The organism is Halorubrum cibi (assembly GCF_900182635.1).
Taxonomy (GTDB): domain Archaea; phylum Halobacteriota; class Halobacteria; order Halobacteriales; family Haloferacaceae; genus Halorubrum; species Halorubrum cibi.
This window is the reverse complement of record NZ_FXTD01000002.1, coordinates 118,881-136,506: the sequence shown is the minus strand read 5'-3', so window position 1 is coordinate 136,506 and position 17,626 is coordinate 118,881. Positions and strand designations below refer to the sequence as shown.

At 70.5% G+C, this 17,626-nt stretch carries 15 protein-coding genes and 2 pseudogenes; 9 read left to right on the top strand and 8 right to left on the bottom strand.

What is annotated here, in order from left to right; genetic code table 11:
- Positions 1–47: 47 nt before the first annotated feature.
- From dnaK to FN829_RS03235, 4 genes are all read left to right on the top strand, one after another.
- Positions 48–1,985: a molecular chaperone DnaK gene (gene dnaK / locus FN829_RS03250; RefSeq protein ID WP_142985572.1), complete on the top strand. Its 1,938-nt coding sequence runs from the start codon at positions 48–50 to the stop codon at positions 1,983–1,985.
- Between the two features lie 112 nt (positions 1,986–2,097).
- A complete protein-coding gene (dnaJ, locus tag FN829_RS03245) occupies positions 2,098–3,267 on the top strand; it encodes a molecular chaperone DnaJ (RefSeq protein ID WP_142985571.1) in 1,170 nt (389 codons plus the stop codon).
- A 56-nt stretch (positions 3,268–3,323) separates the two neighbouring features.
- The gene (locus FN829_RS03240; RefSeq protein ID WP_142985570.1) at positions 3,324–3,644 is read left to right on the top strand and encodes a cupin domain-containing protein; all 321 of its coding nucleotides are present in this window, start codon (positions 3,324–3,326) and stop codon (positions 3,642–3,644) included.
- A 3-nt stretch (positions 3,645–3,647) separates the two neighbouring features.
- Positions 3,648–4,412, top strand: coding sequence for a hypothetical protein (locus tag FN829_RS03235; RefSeq protein ID WP_142985569.1), 765 nt, complete (start codon positions 3,648–3,650; stop codon positions 4,410–4,412).
- On the opposite strand, the gene FN829_RS03230 is transcribed toward FN829_RS03235, so the two are convergent.
- On the bottom strand, positions 4,409–5,698 hold the full coding sequence (locus tag FN829_RS03230) for a glycoside hydrolase family 68 protein (RefSeq protein ID WP_142985568.1): 1,290 nt from the start codon (positions 5,696–5,698) through the stop codon (positions 4,409–4,411). The two genes, FN829_RS03235 and FN829_RS03230, sit on opposite strands and share 4 nt — an antisense overlap.
- Positions 5,699–5,842: 144 nt before the next feature.
- Between FN829_RS03230 and FN829_RS03225 the strand changes: the two genes are divergently transcribed.
- Complete coding sequence (locus FN829_RS03225) at positions 5,843–6,340, top strand: LabA-like NYN domain-containing protein (RefSeq protein WP_142985567.1); 498 nt, start codon at positions 5,843–5,845, stop codon at positions 6,338–6,340.
- A gap of 134 nt (positions 6,341–6,474) precedes the next feature.
- Here the strand turns inward: FN829_RS03225 and FN829_RS03220 are convergent.
- Positions 6,475–7,437 (bottom strand): annotated as a pseudogene (locus tag FN829_RS03220) (RNA-guided endonuclease TnpB family protein); the annotation flags it as partial.
- Here FN829_RS03220 and FN829_RS16395 point away from each other — a divergent pair.
- From FN829_RS16395 to FN829_RS03210, 3 genes and pseudogenes are all read left to right on the top strand, one after another.
- Positions 7,378–7,593 (top strand): annotated as a pseudogene (locus tag FN829_RS16395) (hypothetical protein); the annotation flags it as partial. The pseudogenes FN829_RS03220 and FN829_RS16395 overlap by 60 nt on opposite strands.
- Positions 7,594–7,642: 49 nt before the next feature.
- Positions 7,643–7,990, top strand: coding sequence for a hypothetical protein (locus FN829_RS16390; protein ID WP_321169394.1), 348 nt, complete (start codon positions 7,643–7,645; stop codon positions 7,988–7,990).
- A gap of 63 nt (positions 7,991–8,053) precedes the next feature.
- Positions 8,054–8,440, top strand: a complete 387-nt coding sequence (locus FN829_RS03210; RefSeq protein WP_142985566.1) for a zinc ribbon domain-containing protein — start codon at positions 8,054–8,056, stop codon at positions 8,438–8,440.
- 75 nt (positions 8,441–8,515) lie between these two features.
- On the opposite strand, the gene FN829_RS03205 is transcribed toward FN829_RS03210, so the two are convergent.
- The 6 genes from FN829_RS03205 to dapA form a co-directional block, all read right to left on the bottom strand.
- Positions 8,516–9,778, bottom strand: a complete 1,263-nt coding sequence (locus tag FN829_RS03205; protein WP_142985565.1) for a M20/M25/M40 family metallo-hydrolase — start codon at positions 9,776–9,778, stop codon at positions 8,516–8,518.
- Positions 9,775–10,752: a diaminopimelate epimerase gene (gene dapF / locus FN829_RS03200; RefSeq protein ID WP_142985564.1), complete on the bottom strand. Its 978-nt coding sequence runs from the start codon at positions 10,750–10,752 to the stop codon at positions 9,775–9,777. The genes FN829_RS03205 and dapF overlap by 4 nt, the downstream gene beginning before the upstream one ends.
- Positions 10,749–12,089, bottom strand: coding sequence for a diaminopimelate decarboxylase (gene lysA, locus FN829_RS03195; RefSeq protein ID WP_142985563.1), 1,341 nt, complete (start codon positions 12,087–12,089; stop codon positions 10,749–10,751). The genes dapF and lysA overlap by 4 nt, the downstream gene beginning before the upstream one ends.
- On the bottom strand, positions 12,086–12,925 hold the full coding sequence (locus FN829_RS03190; protein WP_142985562.1) for a 2,3,4,5-tetrahydropyridine-2,6-dicarboxylate N-succinyltransferase: 840 nt from the start codon (positions 12,923–12,925) through the stop codon (positions 12,086–12,088). Before FN829_RS03190 ends, lysA begins: the two co-directional genes overlap by 4 nt.
- A 61-nt stretch (positions 12,926–12,986) precedes the next feature.
- Positions 12,987–13,814 carry a 4-hydroxy-tetrahydrodipicolinate reductase gene (gene dapB, locus FN829_RS03185; RefSeq protein ID WP_142985561.1) on the bottom strand — a complete coding sequence of 276 codons (828 nt, stop codon included), beginning with the start codon at positions 13,812–13,814 and terminating at the stop codon, positions 12,987–12,989.
- Positions 13,811–14,812 carry a 4-hydroxy-tetrahydrodipicolinate synthase gene (gene dapA, locus FN829_RS03180; protein ID WP_142985560.1) on the bottom strand — a complete coding sequence of 334 codons (1,002 nt, stop codon included), beginning with the start codon at positions 14,810–14,812 and terminating at the stop codon, positions 13,811–13,813. Before dapA ends, dapB begins: the two co-directional genes overlap by 4 nt.
- A gap of 354 nt (positions 14,813–15,166) precedes the next feature.
- On the opposite strand from dapA, the gene FN829_RS03175 reads away from it, so the two are divergent.
- Positions 15,167–17,560 carry a GH32 C-terminal domain-containing protein gene (locus FN829_RS03175; protein ID WP_142985559.1) on the top strand — a complete coding sequence of 798 codons (2,394 nt, stop codon included), beginning with the start codon at positions 15,167–15,169 and terminating at the stop codon, positions 17,558–17,560.
- Positions 17,561–17,626: the final 66 nt, after the last annotated feature.

The window sequence follows — 17,626 nt, the reverse complement described above, 5'->3', positions numbered from 1 at the left end:
GGCGTCTAGTAACCTTTAACCGACACAAGCCGGTATTTGCGGGCAAGATGGCGACCAACAAGATCCTCGGTATCGACCTCGGTACCACCAACTCCGCGTTCGCGGTGATGGAGGGCGACGAGCCCGAGATCATCGCGAACGCGGAGGGCGACCGGACGACCCCGTCGGTCGTCGCCTTCTCGGACGACGGCGAGCGGCTCGTCGGGAAGCCGGCGAAGAACCAGGCCGTCCAGAACCCCGACCGGACGATCCAGTCCATCAAACGCCACATGGGCGAGGAGAACTACTCCGTCGAGATCGGGGACGACGAGTACAGCCCCGAGCAGATCTCGGCGATGATCCTCCAGAAGATCAAACGCGACGCCGAGGAGTACCTCGGCGACGACGTCGAGAAGGCCGTGATCACGGTCCCCGCGTACTTCAACGACAAACAGCGGCAGGCGACGAAGGACGCCGGCGAGATCGCCGGCTTCGACGTCGAGCGCATCGTCAACGAGCCGACCGCCGCCTCCATGGCGTACGGCCTCGACGACGAGTCCGACCAGACCGTCCTCGTATACGACCTCGGGGGCGGCACGTTCGACGTGTCGGTGCTGGACCTCGGCGGCGGCGTCTACGAGGTCGTCGCCACGAACGGGGACAACGACCTCGGCGGCGACGACTGGGACGAGGCGCTCATCGACCACATCGCGGCGGAGTTCGAGAACGACCACGGGATCGACCTCCGGGAGGACCGGCAGGCGCTCCAGCGGCTGAAGGACGCCGCCGAGGAGGCGAAGATCGAGCTGTCGAACAAGAAGGAGACCACGGTCAACCTCCCCTTCATCACCGCGACCGACAGCGGCCCGGTCCACCTCGAGCAGTCGGTCACGCGAGCGACCTTCGAGAGCCTCACGTCTGACCTCCTCGACCGGACGGTCGAACCGACGGAGCAGGCGCTCTCCGACGCGGGCTACGACAAGGGCGACATCGACGAGGTCATCCTCGTCGGCGGCTCGACGCGGATGCCGCAGGTCCAGGGCAAAGTCGAGGAGCTCGTCGGTCAGGAACCGAAGAAGAACGTCAACCCCGACGAGGCGGTCGCGCTCGGCGCGGCGGTCCAGGGCGGCGTCCTCTCCGGCGACGTCGACGACATCGTCCTGCTCGACGTGACGCCGCTCTCGCTCGGCATCGAGGTGAAGGGCGGCCTCTTCGAGCGGCTCATCGAGAAGAACACCACCATTCCGACGGAGGAGTCGAAGGTGTTCACCACGGCCGCGGACAACCAGACCTCCGTGAACGTCCGCGTCTTCCAGGGCGAACGCGAGATCGCCGAGGAGAACGAGCTGCTCGGCGCGTTCCAGCTGTCGGGCATCCCGCCGGCCCCCGCCGGAACCCCCCAGATCGAGGTCTCCTTCAACATCGACGAGAACGGCATCGTCAACGTGGAGGCCGAAGACCAAGGCTCGGGCAACGCGGAGTCGATCACCATCGAGGGCGGCGTCGGCCTCTCCGACGAGGAGATCGAGGAGATGCAAGAGGAGGCCGAAAAGCACGCCGAGGAGGACGAGGCCCGCCGCGAGCGCATCGAGGCGCGAAACGAGGCCGAGACGTCGATCCAGCGCGCGGAGACGCTCCTCGAGGAGAACGAGGAGGAGGTCGACGACGACCTCGTCGCCGACATCGAGGCGGCGATCGAGGACGTCGAGGAGACGCTCGAGGACGACGACGCCGACACCGAGGAGATCGAGGAGGTTACCGAGGCGCTCTCCGAACAGCTCCAGGAGATCGGCAAACAGATGTATCAACAACAGCAGGCCGCACAGGCCGGTCCCGGCGGCGCGGGCGGCGCCGGTCCGGGCGGAATGGGCGGCATGGGCGGAGCCGGCCCCGGCGGCATGGGCGGTGCGGGTCCCGGCGGTGCCGACGGCGACGGCGACGACGAGGAGTACGTCGACGCGGACTTCGAGGACGTGAACGACGAGGACGACGAGACCGACGAGTAGTCGCCCCGACCGGACCGACGCGCCGCCACCGGCCACGTCGACGTCTCCCGGCGTCGCCGTCGGCCGCGCCGCTTAACACGACCGAACCACGACCACACCACCAACGTAACGCATGAGCGAGGACTTCTACGACGTCTTGGGTGTCTCCCGGGACGCCGACGAGGACGAGATCAAGAAGGCGTACCGGAAGAAGGCCGCGAAACACCACCCCGACGTCAGCGACGAGGACGACGCCGAGGAGCGGTTCAAGAAGATACAGAAGGCGAAGGAGGTGCTCACGGACGACCAGAAGCGCCAGCAGTACGACCAGCTCGGCCACGAGCGGTTCACGGAGGCCGACAAACGCGGCGCGACCGGCGGCGGGGGCGGTCCCGGCGGCGCGGGAGGGCCGTTCGGTGGCGCGGGCGGCGCCGGCGCCGGCGGCTTCGAGGACATCTTCAACCAGTTCTTCGGCGGTGGCGGCGGTCCAGGTGGCCGCGGCGGCCGACGCGACGACCGCCCGCGACAGGGCACGGACCTCCGGACGGGCCTCACCGTCGACCTCGAGGAAGCCTTCGAGGGGACCGAAAAGCAGTTCACGATCACGCGACCGACGCGGTGTGACACCTGCGACGGGGAGGGGCATCCCTCCGACGCCGACGTGAACACCTGCCCGCAGTGTAACGGGCAGGGACAGGTGCGGCAGGTCCAACAGACGCCGCTCGGGCGCGTCCAGCAGACCTCCACCTGTCCGCGGTGTGAAGGTGCGGGCGAGGTGTACAGCGAGGACTGTTCGGACTGCGGCGGCGACGGGATCGTTCGCGAGGAGGCCACGCTCACCGTCGAGGTTCCAGCGGGGATCCAGTCCGGACAGAGCCTCCGGATGGAGCGGGAGGGCGCGCCCGGCGAGAACGGCGGGCCGAACGGCGACCTGCTGATCGAGGTCGACGTCGACGTCGGCGACCGGTTCGAGCGCGACGGCGACGACCTCCGCGTCAACGAGGCGGTCTCGTTCCCGCAGGCGGTCTTCGGCGACACGATAGACGTGGAGACGGTCGACGGCACCGTCGAGATGGACGTGCCAGCGGGCACTCAGAGCGGCGAGACGTTCCGGCTGAAGGGGAAGGGAATGCCCCACCTCCGGCGGCGCGGCCGCGGCGATCTGTACGTACAGGTCGCCGTCGTCGTCCCCGAGTCGCTCAACGAGGAGCAGCGCGAGGCGCTGGAGGCGTTCGCGGAGGCCGGCGGCGAGGATATCGACGTCGGCGGCGGATTCTTCGAGAAGCTGAAGAGCACGTTCTGAAACGGCGAAAGCGGATCCGAGCATAGGCTTTTCGGGCGTCAGGCCCAAGTGACGGTATGGGCTACGACGAGGCCACCTACACCGACGTCGAACCGAGAGCGCCCGGCATGTACTTCCTCCGCGAGGCGCTCGACTGCGCGGAGCTCGGCGTCACGGTCGTCGAGGCCGACGCCGACTGGGACGGAATGGAACACGACCACGCCGGGGACGGCCAGGAGGAGGTGTACGTCCTCCTCGAAGGTGAGGCGACGATGGAGGTCGACGGCGAGTCGATCCCGCTCGCGGCCGGAGACGCGGTCCGCGTCGACCCCGAGTCGAGCCGCACGCTCTCGTTCGAGGCGGACGGTTCCCGGATGGTCGTCGCGGGCGCGCCCTGAGGCGTGAACGGAACCGAGGTCGTCGGCGACCTGCTCGCGCGCGACCGGCGGAGCCGCGATCCGGCGCTCGTCACGCCGGACGGCCGCGAGCGGACCGCTCACGACCTGATCACCAACGCGTACAAGGCCGCGAACGTGCTTCGGTACCTCGGCGCGCGCGAGGGGTCGACCGTCGCCGTCGACCCGACCCCGGGGCTCCACGCGACGCTCGCGTTCCTCGGCGCGGCGGGGCTCGGCGCGGCGGTTCGGTTCGATCCGATCGCGGGCATCGCGGCGGGCGACCGGGTCGTGGTCGCCCCCGTCGACCGCGAGGGCTCGCTCGACCCGAAGCCGGGAACGAACCTCGCCGCGTTCGACGGCCCGCCCGAGCGATCGGAGACGACGCACTGGGAGCAGGAGCTGTGGAGCGAGAACCCCGCCACGCCGCCCGCGATGGTCTCTCCGAACGACCCCGTCGTCCGCAGTGAGCGCGGGGACGTCTCGCACCGCCGGCTGCTCGACGCGGCGGAGGTCGTGGCGACGGAGCGCGGGATCGACGCCGGGACGCGGGTCGTCGTGCGAACGACCTTCGCGGACCCGCGGACGCTCGCGGCGGGCGTGGTCGCGCCGCTCGCTCGCGGGGGCGTGGTCGTCCTCGCGGGGGCCGCGGGGGAAACGGCCCCGGAATCGACGTCTCTCGGCGATCTCGCCGTCGTCGACGACCCGGACGCGGAGCCGCCCGATCCCGCGCGGATCGACGTGTCGGCGCTGCCGGATCTGGTCCGTTAGGACCGGTAGGAACCGTCGTCTCGGTCGGTTCCGCGCGGCCGACCGCCGCGGTCCACGGGGGAGAGTTCCTCGGAGGGAAGCGGCAGGGAGCCGTGTCGGAGCGTGCCGAGCAACTCGGTCCGGTCGCCGTCGAGACCGAGCCGGAGCGTCGGCGCGAGCGTTCCGCCGAACCGGCGGCGCTGTTCGCTCTCGGGCAATTCGGCGATTCCGTCGAGGCTCTCGCCGACGTACTCGTAGTAGTTGAAGAAGCTGACGACGAGCACCTCTCCGCCGTGGTCGTAGGCGGTCCACGAGTACGACTGGAACGGCGCGTTCGCGGGGTTACTTGCGACCATGCCGTGGCCGTTCAGCGGGTGGTACTCGCCGCGGAGGTCGTCGGCGACGAAGCCGTACAGCGCGTCGTAGCCGACGATCCCCGGCGCGAACGTGTGCTGGTGGCTGGAGACGAACAGGTAGTAGGTGCCGTCGCGGACGACGAGGTGCGGTCGCTCCAGCTCTTGGTTGACGCAGACCGCGTCGAGGAGCGGCGGCTCCAGCTCCCACTCGATCGGGTCGCCGGTCGGCGAGCGCGCGATCCCGATGCTCCCGTTGAACTCTGCGGCCTCGGGGTCCCCGTCACAGGGGTCCGCCCCCTCCGGTACCGGCGTGTTCGCCTCGAAGAGGAGGTACGTCTCGCCGCTTCCGGGGTCCTCGAAGAACCACGGGTCGCGGAAGGTGTAGGTCATCCCCCGCGACTGCGCCTCGCGCTCGTAGAGGTCTCCGTCCGGCTCGAGCAGGACTTCGTGGTCCCACTCGCCGTCGATCCGGAGGCCGTCGTCGTCGACGTGGACCCTGCCGCCGGTCGCGCCCGCGATCCGCTGGGTGTACGCGAGGTCGTCCTCGCCGCGCTCGCCCGCGGCGGTGTAGAAGGCGTAGACGTCGCCGTCGTCGACCATCGTCGAGCCGGCCCACTGCCGCGACCCGAGCGCGTCGCCCGAGAAGAGGGGACCGCCGTGGCTCCAGGACTCCCCGTCCGGCGACGTGAAGTAGTGGATCGACGCCACGTCGTGGCGTTTGCCCGGGAGCAGGTCGTCGGTCGTCGTGAGCGCGCAGACGACGCGGTAGCCGCCGATCTCCGCGAGCGAGCCGTCGCGGTTCCGCAGGGGCCACGTGTCCCAGACGTGGAACCCGTCGAACCGGTCGGTCTCCGGCGGATAGATGACCGGTGCGACGGTGTCGTCCGTACGCTCGATCCGGCCGGCGGCCTCCCGCGTCCAGACGGCGCGACCGTCGCTATCGTTCGTCATACCGGCCCTTCGGCGGTGGGGCAAAAAACGGTTACTACACCCGTGAAAAATTGACTGTGCGGATCGGTGTGGCCGGGCTCGCGGGTCCGCCACGCGCTCGCGACGGATCCCAAGACCCTAGCCGGAGCCGGTGGTCGGTCCCGTATGGTCGACACTCATCCCGCACAGCGCGTCGGTATTCTCGCCGATTCACAGAACCTCTATCACTCCGCACAGAGCCGCTACTCGCGGAACATCGACTACTCGGCGCTGCTCGAGGAGGCGGTCCGCGAGCGCTCGCTGGTCCGGGCCATCGCGTACGTGATCCGCGCGGATTCACCGGAGGAGGAGAGCTTCTTCGAGGCGCTCCGCGACATCGGCTTCGAGGCCAAGATCAAGGACATCAAGACGTTCGCGGACGGCTCGAAGAAGGCCGACTGGGACGTGGGGATGAGCCTCGACGCCGTGACGCTCGCGAACCACGTCGACACCGTCGTGTTGTGTACCGGCGACGGCGACTTCGCCCGGCTCTGTTCGCACCTCAGACACGAGGGCGTCCGCGTCGAGGCGATCGGTCTCGGCAGCTCCACGGCTGACGAGCTGGTCGACGCCGTCGACGACTTCGTCGACATCGACGAACACGAGGACCGATTCCTGTTGTAACCGCTAGGTAGCCGTACGGATCCGTACGGACGCTCGGCCGCAGACGGATGCTCCCGGTGGTGTATCCCCGATTGACATCCTCTCGCGCCTGAAGACGCGGGAATCCCACGGCACCATACCGCTGAGTTGGGATATTACGGTTCGCGGTTCACGACCTGTTCTCGCGGGGCGAAACTGCCCTCTCTGCGGTCGAACGGGTGAACCGCTGGCTGTGCCAACCAGCCGTTATCCCTATCGCCGTCCCCAGAACGCTTCGCGTTCTGGTGTGCGGACGAGACGCGATGCGTCTCGTCAACGCCATCCGTGGCGAGACTCGGGAGTACCTTTTGTCGAATGTTCACCGCACCGTTCACGTCCGCGTTCGCAACCGTGTCGCACTCCTCGCACACGTACAACCCACGTTCGACACGTTGGTTGTCGTCTGTGTGGCCGCACGCCGAGCACGACTTCGACGTAGCGCGTTCCGACACCAACTCCACGTCGATACCCTCGGCTTCCGCCTTGTAGTCGAGTAGCGCCGTGAAGCGGTCAAACGCCCACCCGTGCAAGTCAAGATTGCCGTGGTCGCCCCAGTTGCGTGGTTCGCCGTTCTCGTCGTCCGCTCGGATCCCGCCGAGGTCGCCAACGACAAGAGTCCCGACACCTCGTTCGATACACTCCTTGACAATCGCTTTCGAGAGTGCGTGTAAGAAGTGTGTCCGGCGACCAGTCCGCGTCCGGTCAAGACGGGCGGCCTCACGAGACGAGGAATCGTCGCATTTTGCCTTCTTCTTCGTAAAGTAGTATTCGTCCTCTTTGAGTGCGCCACCGGGATACAACACCGATTCGCCGCCGAAAGAGACGGCGGCGAAGTTACAGATCCCGAGGTTAACACCGGCCACCTCGTCGCCCGGTGAATCCGGGTCGATGACGGTGCGACAGACGAATTGAAGACGCCACTCGTCGCGCTTGTAGATCGCGCGAACCTGTTGAATGTCCCACTCGGTCAGGTCAACATCCGAACGAGTCTGGTACTCGCAGAGGATGAAGTCTGAACGGTGTTCTTTGAGGTTGCGGCCTTTCGAGAGGCGAACGCGGGTGAACTGTGCGTCGTGCCGGCGTACGCCGGCGTCCCAAACTGGGACATCGGTCGACCACAGCGGGCGTTCGTCCGTCTGGCCGAGGCCGGACTCGTCCGCGGGCCGGTTCTCGACGTCGGCTGTGGCACCGGCGAGCTCTCGCTGTTTCTCGCTCGACAAGGCCACGAAGTCCTCGGCATCGATCTCTCACGGCTCGCCATCCGGCAGGCTGCCGAGAAGGCGGGTGCCCGCGCACTTCCTCGTCCGGGACGCGCTGGACCTCGACGGGCTCCGGGACGCCGGGTTCTCCTTCCGAACCGTCGTCGACTCGGCGATGCTCCACGTCCTCGGAGACGGCGAACGGAACCGGTTCGTCGACGGGCTGTCGGCGGTCGTCCCGAGCGGGGGGTTGTACTGCGTACTCGGTGACGCCCGCCGCGCCGGTGGAGGGTCGTACGGGATCTCGCCCGACGAACTCCGGGCCCGATTCCGGGCCGTCGACGGGTGGGACGTCGTCTTCGCCATCCGGACGACGTTCGAGCGTCGATGGAGCAGTAACCCGGCGTACTTCGTGGGCGTCAAGCGGAGATGACTCCGGCCGCCGCCGTGAGAGCCGCCGGAAAGGCTTTATTCACGACCGTTCTGGGCCGAGACGATGCCCTCCGACGACAACGACACGAGCTACTCGGTCTTCGGCGACGACTCGACGGACGCCGGGAGCGACGGCGGCGAGCGAGCGACCGGCGACGACGACGGCCCCGGTCCCGGTCGCGCCGAGTACGACGACGAGAGCGGAAATTGGAACGAGAGCCGCGCCGACGCCGACGCGGAGACGCTCGGATCGGATGGCGACTCGGGCTGTCCGAAATGCGGCAGCGAGGGGACCGAGACCGACGAGATCGCGACGAGCGGGACGGGACTCACGAAGCTGTTCGACGTCCAGAACCGCCGGTTCGTCGTCGTCTCGTGTGCGAGCTGCGGCTACTCGGAGCTGTACAAGGGCCAGTCGAAACACGACGCGATCGACTTCTTCGTCGGGTAGCGCGGGGCGAGCGGCCGAACCGATCGCGCACGTCCCGCCTCACCCGAACCGCGCGCGTACCCTGCGCGCCCCGCCTCACCCGAGCGTCCGGTGGAGGACGTCCGCGACCGTCGCGGCCGCGGCCTCGATCTCCCGAACCCTGACGTACTCGCGTTCGGCGTGAGCCACCGCACCGGCGTCGTCCGTGAGGTCGCCCGGCCCGAAGACGACGGTGGGCGCAGGCGCGAAGTACGAGGCCTCCGTGGCCGCACCGAACGGCCGAACCGCGCCGCCGCGACCGATCGGGAGTCCGGCGTCCGCGGCCGCCGACCGCGCCGCCTCCGCGACGGTGCCGACGAACTCGTGATCCGGATCGGTCGAGAACGCCTCGAAGAAGGGAGATTCACGGTCGGTGAGGGCGACGTCGACGTCGACGGCCGCCGCGCTCCCGTCCATCGAATCGATCGCGGCCCGGACCGCCTCCTCGAGCGCGCTCCGGAACCCCCCCGCCGTTTCGGGGGGGACGCTCCGCCGGTCGACCGTGACCGCGCAGTCGGCCGGCACCTGGTTCGTCGCCCCGCCGCCATCGACGACGGTCGGCGTGAGCTTCGGCGGGCCGAGTTGTGGGTGGTCGTCCGCGTCCGCGTCGAACCCGCGGATCGCGGAGAGCGCCCCCTCCGCGGCCGCGACCGCGTTCGCGCCCGCGAACTCTGCCGCGTGTGCCGCCTCGCCGGAGAGCTCGATCGTTCCCTGGAACCGACCCTTCGCGGCCGTACAGACGTCGAGGCCGGTGGGTTCGCCGACGAGGTACAGGTCCCCGTCGAGTCGGTCGTCCGTCCCCGGCAGCTTGCCGGTCAGCGCCGCGGCCCCCAGAGAGAGGGTCTCCTCGTCGGGCGTCACCGCCAGAGTGAGCCGGCCGCGCGCCGGCTCGGCGGCGAGAAAGCCGTACAGGATCGCCGCAAGCGGTCCCTTGGCGTCACACGCCCCGCGACCGCGGATCACGTCCGCGGGTCCAGTCCCGCCCGATATCTCCGTTTCTCCCGCCTCCGGACCGGTCGCCTCGCGGTCGCGCTCGAAGGGGACGTTCGGGGTGACGGTGTCGATATGCGTGTTCGCGACGACGTGCGGACCGTCCTCCGGGACCGGCGAGGCCTTCTCGGCGACGACGCAGCCGGCATCGTCGACCGCGGCGTCGACGCCGAACTCCTCGAGCGTCTCCACGAGCAGCCGACGCATCTCCTCGACGCCCTCGTGTGAGGGGGTCGTGACCGCCCTCTCGAGGAACGCCACCGGATCGAAGTCGGTTTCGCCGGTGTCGGGGGTGGGGGAGGCGTCGACCTCGTCGCGTGCGTCGGTCATCGCGGGTCCGCGGCGACCCGCCCCGAGAACTCGCGGGCGACCGGGCCGGTGAGGGTCGCGTGGTCGTCGTCCGGGACCGTGATGCGCAACTCGCCGCCGGGAGGACGGGTCACGGCCGTGTCGCCGTCGATCAGTCCCAACCGGCGGGCGACGGCGGCGATCGCGACCGCGCCGGTCCCACAGGAACGCGTCTCCCCCTCGACGCCGCGCTCGAAGGTTCGCTGGTCGATGACGGCCGGGTCGTCGCGGCCGTCCTCCCCCTCGCCGCCCGCGTCGACGACCGCCGCGAGGTTCACGTTCGCGCCCTGTGGGAAGACGTCCGCGTGCCTGACCGGGGGCGCGACCGCGTCGAGGTCGACGGCGTCGATCCCGTCGGGGTCGTCGCGGCCGCCATCGAGGAACGACACGGCGTGCGGAACGCCGGTATCGACCGCGGTGACGGTCAACCCCTCGATCGCCTCCTCGACGAGCGGTTCGTCGCGGTCGACGGGGACGGAGGTAGGATCGAACCGCGGTACCCCCATCTCGATGGTCACCTCGGTTCCGTCGGGGCTCACGATCGCGCGGCGAGTTCCTGCCTGCGTGTCGATCATGAACTCGTGGTCACCGGTCCGGTCGTGCGCCCAGCGGGCGACGACGCGCGCGCCGTTGCCGCACATGGCGGCAGTCGAGCCGTCCGGCTGGACGAGCGTCATCACGACGCGGGTGGGTCGGTAGCGCTCACCGATCTCCAAGAAGAGGACGCCGTCGGCCCCGCGGCGACCCGCGGAGTCGGCGGCGTCATCGGTCGCGTCTCCGTGCTCGCCCGCGCCGTCGATCGGGCCGTCGACCGTATCGGCCGCGACGCCCGTCTCGCGGTCGCAGTACGCCCGCGCGAACGCCGAGCGGTCGCCGACGCCCTCGCCGGCGTCGACGACGAGGAAGTCGTTGCCGGTGCCGTGGTACTTCTCGACCGGGACGGCGTGAGTGCTCATCGGCCCACCTCCGTCTCGGCCGTCCCGTCCGCCTCGCGCTCGGCCGTCGTGAGGTCCGCGAGCCGCTCGCGCCGCCGGACGACCGTCGCCTCCCCGTCCGCGAGCGCGACCTCCGCGGGCCGCGGCCGCGAGTTGTACTGGTTCGCCATCTCGTATCCGTACGCGCCTGCGACGCCGATCGCGAGGAGGTCCCCGCGGGCCGGGCGCGCCAGCGCGCGATCCGTACAGAAGCTATCACCGGTCTCACAGATAGGTCCCGCGACTGCGACGGACTCCGTCTCGCGGTCCGCCGGGGCCGGCTCGCCGTCGGCCCCGCCGAGGTTGCGGATCGGGTGGTACGCGTCGTACATCGCGGGGCGGAGCAGATCCGTCATCCCGGCGTCGACGCCGACGACCGTCCCCTCCGGCGTCGGCTTCACGGTGTTCGCCCGCGTCAGGAGGACGCCCGCGTCGGCGACGACGTACCGGCCGGGCTCGATCGCGAGCGCGAGTCCGCGGAGGTCGCCGACGGCGTCTCGCGTCGCGTCGGCGACGGCGGGCAGATCGAGGGGATCGTCGTCCTCGCGGTAGGGAACGCCGAAGCCGCCGCCGACGTCGACGTATTCGAGGTCGAGGGGATCGGCGTCGGCCGGATCCGGATCGGTCAGCTCCAGTGCGAGATCGCCCATCCGCGCGACGAGCTCGCGGTGGCTGTCGAGCTGGTCCGGATCGATCCCGGAGCCCGCGTGCGCGTGGACGCCCACCACGTCGAACCGCTCGGCCGCCTCGCGGGCGACGCCCGCGGCCCGGTCGTAGGGGACGCCGAACTTCGGCGCCGAGCCGGTGGTGACCTTCGCGTGGTGGCCCGCCCCGACGCCCGGGTTCACCCGGAGACAGAGCCGGCCGTCGTAACCGCGCTCGGCCAAACGGTCGAGGGTGTCGACCGCGCCGGCCGTTACCGTGAGCCCCGGCTCCCGCTCCGCGACGTCGACGACGTAGTCGAGGTCGCGGGCGGGCGGGTTGACCGCGGTGTAGTGGAGCCGGTCGCCGCCGAAGCCGGCCGCGAGCGCGCGGTCGACCTCCCCGGCGGAGGCGCACTCCGCGTCGAGGCCCGCCTCGCGGACCGCCTCCAGCACCGCGCGGCCGGTGTGTGCCTTGACGGCGTACCGCACGTCGGCGTCGGGGAACGCCGACAGCAGGCGCTCGCAGTTCTCGCGGACCCGGTCGAGGTCCTGGACGTACAGCGGCGTGTCGTGCTCGGCGGCGAGCGCGGCGAGCCGGTCCGCGTCCCAGTCGCTCACGCGTCGGACGGGCGGGTTCGCGTCGGCGTCCTCGGCGTCGGAGTTCCGCCGGCTCATTCCCGTAGTGCCCCCTCGCGCCGCGTCGCCTCCAGCGTCTCCGTCTCCACGTCCGTGGCGACGACCGCGGGCTTGTACGCGCCGCCCGAAAAGAGGTCGTGCTCGCCGACCGAGGACTCGACCATCCGCGTGAACGCCCGGCGCTCGGCGGGAAGGTGGCCGTAGATCACCTCCTCCTCGACGAGGTCGTAGACGGGGATCCGCGGCGTGAGAAGGGTGTTCTCCCCGACGATCGAGTTCTTGCCGACCCGGAACCCGCTCGTGACCCGACAGCCCGCGCCGAGCGAGACCCCCTCTTCGATCACGACCGGAGCGTCCTCGATCGGTTCGAGCACGCCGCCGATCAGGGTGTTCGCGCCGAGTTTCACGTCCGCGCCGATCTGCGCGCAGGAACCGACCGTGTCACAGGAGTCGACGAGCGTCCCGTCGCCGACGTACGCGCCCATGTTGAGAAAGGCCGGGCTCATCACGATACAGTCGCTCCCGAGGTACGCGCCGCGTCGGAGGACCGTTCCGTCGGGCGTGTTTCGGGTGCCGCGCTCGTCGAGATCGTCGGTCTCGCGGAGCGGCAACACGTCGTAGTAGGTCACTCCGCCGTACTCGCGCGGTTCGGTCTCGCGGAGCGCGAAGTTGAGCAGGATCCCGCGTTTGACCCACTCGTTGGCCGCCCACGTCGTCACGTCGTCGCCGGTCTTCTCGGCTGCGCGGACCTCGCCGGCCTCCAGCGCCGCGAGGAAGTCGTCGAGGACGGCCGCGTCGTCCGTCGTCGTCTCCGCCGCCGAGAGCCCGGCCTCGTACCGCTCCCAGAGGTCGGACACGTCGGATTCGAGCGTCATTGTTCCTCCCGTGGTCGACCGACGGTATTTACCCGTCGATGTGTGTCGATGCCTATCGCACTCATTCGCTCACACCGTCGCCGAGCACGTCGTCGAACTCGTACCGACCGGGCTCTCGTCCCGACAGCCACGCCGCGGCGTCGAGCGCGCCCTCGGCGAACACGCCGCGGTCGCCGGCGCGGTGGGTGAGAGACAGGGTCTCGCGGTTGCCCGCGAGCAACACCTCGTGTTCGCCGGTCACGTCGCCGGCACGCCTCGCGTGGACGCCGATCTCGGTCGGCTCGCGCGGGCTGTCGCCCTCGCGGCCGTGGACCCGCCGATCGAGACCGTCGCCTCCCGCCGAGTCTCCGCGGGCCTCCTCGCGGACGCCCTCCACGTCGTCGAGGAGCGTCTTCGCGGTCCCCGAGGGCGCGTCGCGCTTCCCGTTGTGGTGGGTCTCGGTCAGCTCCACGTCGTAGTCGGGGACCGCCACGACCGCCTCGCGGACCGCTCGCCGGAGCGCGGCGACGCCGCGCGCGAAGTTCGACGCCCGCAGCAGGGGGACCGCCTCGCTCGCGGCGCGGAGCCGCGCCGTGCCCCCGGAGTCGAAGCCGGTCGTCCCGGTGACGACGGCCACCCCGGCCTCGGCGGCGGTCTCGGCGTACTCGACGGCCGATTCCGGCCCCGTGAAATCGACGAGGACGTCCGGGTCGGCGTCGGCGAGCAGGTCGTCGAGCCGGGCCGCGTCCGCGACGTCGACGCCCGCGACGGGGTCCGTCGGCGTGCGGTTGACCGCGAGCGCGACCTCGACGTCGTCCCGAGCCGCCGCCGCCTCGATCACTTCCCGACCCATCCGACCGCCCGCGCCGGTGACGGCGATCCGGAGGTCGCCGTCGGCGCCGCCGGTCATTCCGCGCCCCCGGAGGCATCGGTCTCCCCTGCCGCTTCCGTCTCCTCCGGCGACCCCTCCTCGTACTCGGCGAGCAGCTCACGGAGCGGCTCGCGCCGTTCCTCGGAGAGCCGGGTGAGCGGCGACCGGACGTGCGGGCCGCCACGATCCCGGACGTACATCGCCTCCGTCACCGGGATCGGGTTCGTCTCGACGAACAGCTCGCGGACCAGCGGCGCGAGCTCGTGGTGGAGCTCCCGTGCTCGGTCGTAATCGCCCGAGAGCGCCGACCCGACCATCGCACACGAGCGCTCCGGCTCGACGTTCGCGACGACGCTTATCGTGCCCGTCCCGCCGACGGAGAGCGTCGGGAGCGTGAGCCCGTCGTCGCCCGAGAGCACGGAGAACGTCTCCCCGCGGGTGCGCTCGACTATCTCGCTGATCCGATTTAAGTCGCCGGAGGCGGCCTTGTACCCTTGGACGTTCGGGTGTTCCGCGAGGTCGACGACGACGTCGACCGGGATCGACCGCCCCGTCCGCGAGGGCACGTTGTAGACGACCTGCGGGAGGTCGACCGCGTCGGCGATCGTCCCGTAGTGCTCTCTGAACCCCTCGGGCTCGGGCTTGTTGTAGTACGGCGAGATGAGGAGGATCCCGTCCGCGCCCGTCTCCGCGGCCCGGCGCGAGAGCGAGAGCGCCTCGGCGGTGTTGTTCGAGCCGGTGCCCGCGATCACGGGCACGTCGTCGACGGCGTCGCGGACGGTCTCGACGACCTCGATGTGCTCGTCGTGGGTCATCGTCGCGGACTCGCCGGTGGAGCCGACGGGAACCACCCCGTCGACGCCGGCGCGCTCGAGGTAGCGGGCGTTCTCGGCGAGCTGCTCGTGGTCGATCCCGTTCTCGCCGGTGAACGGGGTCGTCATCGCGGGGTAGACCCCCTCGAAGGGTTCGTCGGTCGGTTCTCCGTCGTCGTCGCGGTCAGTCGTGTACGGTGTCGTGGTCGTCGTAGAGTTCGTCATCGGTGTCGTGGTCTCGGTGTCGCGTGTGGGTCGTCGGAACGAATGCGTGTTCGGTGCGGTAACGGTCGCGCGCGGGTCGGGGGTCGTCCGGGACGGGGTCGCCACTCCCGCCTGTGGACGCGTCACGCGCGTTTCTTCGAGAAGAGCCGCGTCGCTGCCGGCGGGCGCGGGCCGAGCGACGACGCGGTTCGAGTCACGCCCTGACGTACGTCGATGGGCCGTTTATGCGTTTCGTCACCGACCGAATCTGCCGTCCCCGCCGGGCGACGGCGGGTTCGTCGACCGACTCGTCCGCGGATCCGTCACGCCGTCACGGGAGAACGGTTTTTACTACGAGCGTGGTAACGAGGGATCATGACCGACGACGGACCCCGCCTCGGATTCCTCATCGAGGGGTCGACGGACGGGAGGAAGACGGACGGCGGGGCGACGAAAGGCGAGGCGGCGGCCGAGGGGGTGTCCGACGGAACGGAGGCGGCGGCCGCGCTCGCGTTCGCCCGCGACGTGGTCGGGGACGTCGAGACGGTCGCGCTCTCGGCGGTCGCGGCGGGAGAAGCCGATCTCGACCGTTTCGATGCGCTCTGGTGGCACGCCTACGATCCCGTGAGCGACCCCGCGACGGTCGCGGACTGCGCGGAGCCGATCCGGGCGTTCCTCGCGGACGGCGGCGGGCTGTTCTGCTCGGCGCGGGCGCTCGCGCAGGTGAGCGCGCTCGGGATCGACCCAGTCCCGCCGGACGCGACCGGGACCGAGGAGGTGACGGACCCGGTCGGCCCGCTGTGGCACCCGCTGTACGAGGGCCACCCCGCGGTCGAGGGGCTCTCCGGCCTCCGCCACCACATCCGTCCCGCGGGCTCGACCGCGCCCTACGCCCGGTACGAGGACGTGCTCCCCGAGCGAGCGGACGTCCTCGCGTCCACCCACCGCGGCGTCGAGGACGTCCCCGGCGAGGTGACCGTGCTCCAGTGGCGGATCGGGTCGGGGACCGTCATCGGGGTCGGCGTCGGCATGGAGTTCGCCCAGCACGACGACGCGACCACGGAGGCGAATCGCGAGCGATTCGCGGCCGACGTCATCCGCTGGCTCGCGGGGGAAAGCGAGTACGACACTGCCCTCGCGACGGGACGGCCGAAGAGCGGCCGCGAGCTCGAGCGTTACCGCGACGCTCTCTCGGGCGACCGCGACCGCCCCTCCTACCACGTCACCCCGCCGGCCAACTGGCTCAACGACCCGAACGGGATGATCCACCACGACGGGACCTACCACCTCTTCTACCAGTACAATCCCGCCGGTCCGTACCACGGCACGGTCCACTGGGGCCACGCCGTCAGCGAGGATCTCGTCCGCTGGGAGGACCGACCGGTCGCGATGTCCCCCGATCCGAGCGGCCCCGACCGGGACGGCTGCTGGTCGGGGTGTGCGGTCGCCGTCAAGCGCGTCGACGACGCGGACGGAGACGCGGGATCCGGCCCACGCGTGGTACCCGCCGGCGACGACGCCGATTCCTCCGTCGCTGCCGGCGATGCCGACGCGGTGTACGCGCTCTACACCGGGGGGCGCGACGGGTGGCAGCGGCCGTGTCTCGCGACCGCGACCGACGATGACCTGACGCGCTTCGAGCCCGACGCGGCGAACCCCGTGATCCGGTCGCCGCCGCCCGAACTCGACCTGTTGTCGACGCCCGGCGAACCGGCGCACTTCCGCGACCACTGCCTCTGGTATGAAAACGACCGCTGGCACCAACTGATCGGCGCGGGGCTCCAGGACCGTGGCGGTGCGGCGGTGCTGTACACGAGCCGCGACCTCCGCGAGTGGACCTACGAGGGTCCCGCCCTCGTGACCGAGGAGGCCGACCCCGGCGTCGTCTGGGAGTGTCCCGAACTCCTCCGCTTTTCGGACGGCGACCTGATCCACGTCTCGGACTACGAGGACGTGCGGTACTTCCGCGGCACGTTCGACGCCGACGTCGGGCGGTTCCGCGTCGACGAGGAGGGCGTCCTCGATCCGGGCGCGTTCTACGCGCCGCAGTCGCTTTCGACCCCCGACGGCCGAACGATAACGATCGGCTGGCTCCGCGAGGAGCGGTCGGCCCAGAGCGGGTGGGACGCCGGCTGGTCGGGGGCGATGAGTCTCCCACGCGAACTCGCGGTCGTCGACGGTGAACTCCGCCAGCGACCCGCCCGAGAGATCGAGCGCCTCCGCGAGACGCGGCTCGTCGACGACCGGCTGACCGCGGACGGGACCCCCGAGCGACTCGACGCGACCGTCGAGGCGTTCGAGGTCCGGGCACGACTCGACCCCGACGACGCGCCCGGTTCGGCCGTCTCCCTCCGAGTCCGTGAATCGCCAGACGGCGCGGAGCGAACCGCGGTCCGGATCGGGAGCGACCGCGTCGTCGTCGACCGCTCGGAGAGCAGCCTCGACCGCGACGCGCGGGACGCGCCCGTCGGCGTCGCCGTCGACGACCTGGATCGACCCCTCGACGTTCGGGTCTTCGTCGACGCGAGCGTCCTCGAACTGTTCGTGAACGGACGCCGGGCGCTCGCGACCCGGATCTACCCCACCCGCCACGACGCGACGGGCGTCTCGATCGTCGCCGACGCCGGGGAGGGAACTGATCCCGGTCGCGGCCCCGACGGGGGGACGAACGCCGACTCGCCCGGCGTCGACGTCGACCTCTCGATGTGGCGGATGGGAGGCGCGTGGCCGGCGGTGGGCGGCACGGATCGACGCCCCCGTCAGCGGTAGGACGCGGACGACACGCTACAGCCCACGACGGCACACTATTTAGGCGTCCGCCGACACGGTTATGAC

What these genes read in the sequence shown, in the direction of transcription:
- FN829_RS03210 (WP_142985566.1), top strand. Translation starts at nt 8,054, where the DNA reads ATGCCCTCCGACGACAACGACACGAGCTACTCGGTCTTCGGCGACGAC.
- dapA (WP_142985560.1), bottom strand. Translation starts at nt 14,812, where the DNA reads ATGACGAACTCTACGACGACCACGACACCGTACACGACTGACCGCGAC.
- FN829_RS03175 (WP_142985559.1), top strand. Translation starts at nt 15,167, where the DNA reads ATGACCGACGACGGACCCCGCCTCGGATTCCTCATCGAGGGGTCGACG.
- FN829_RS03240 (WP_142985570.1), top strand. Translation starts at nt 3,324, where the DNA reads ATGGGCTACGACGAGGCCACCTACACCGACGTCGAACCGAGAGCGCCC.
- FN829_RS03230 (WP_142985568.1), bottom strand. Translation starts at nt 5,698, where the DNA reads ATGACGAACGATAGCGACGGTCGCGCCGTCTGGACGCGGGAGGCCGCC.
- FN829_RS03205 (WP_142985565.1), bottom strand. Translation starts at nt 9,778, where the DNA reads ATGACCGACGCACGCGACGAGGTCGACGCCTCCCCCACCCCCGACACC.
- dnaK (WP_142985572.1), top strand. Translation starts at nt 48, where the DNA reads ATGGCGACCAACAAGATCCTCGGTATCGACCTCGGTACCACCAACTCC.
- lysA (WP_142985563.1), bottom strand. Translation starts at nt 12,089, where the DNA reads ATGAGCCGGCGGAACTCCGACGCCGAGGACGCCGACGCGAACCCGCCC.
- dapF (WP_142985564.1), bottom strand. Translation starts at nt 10,752, where the DNA reads ATGAGCACTCACGCCGTCCCGGTCGAGAAGTACCACGGCACCGGCAAC.
- dapB (WP_142985561.1), bottom strand. Translation starts at nt 13,814, where the DNA reads ATGACCGGCGGCGCCGACGGCGACCTCCGGATCGCCGTCACCGGCGCG.
- FN829_RS03225 (WP_142985567.1), top strand. Translation starts at nt 5,843, where the DNA reads ATGGTCGACACTCATCCCGCACAGCGCGTCGGTATTCTCGCCGATTCA.
- dnaJ (WP_142985571.1), top strand. Translation starts at nt 2,098, where the DNA reads ATGAGCGAGGACTTCTACGACGTCTTGGGTGTCTCCCGGGACGCCGAC.
- FN829_RS03190 (WP_142985562.1), bottom strand. Translation starts at nt 12,925, where the DNA reads ATGACGCTCGAATCCGACGTGTCCGACCTCTGGGAGCGGTACGAGGCC.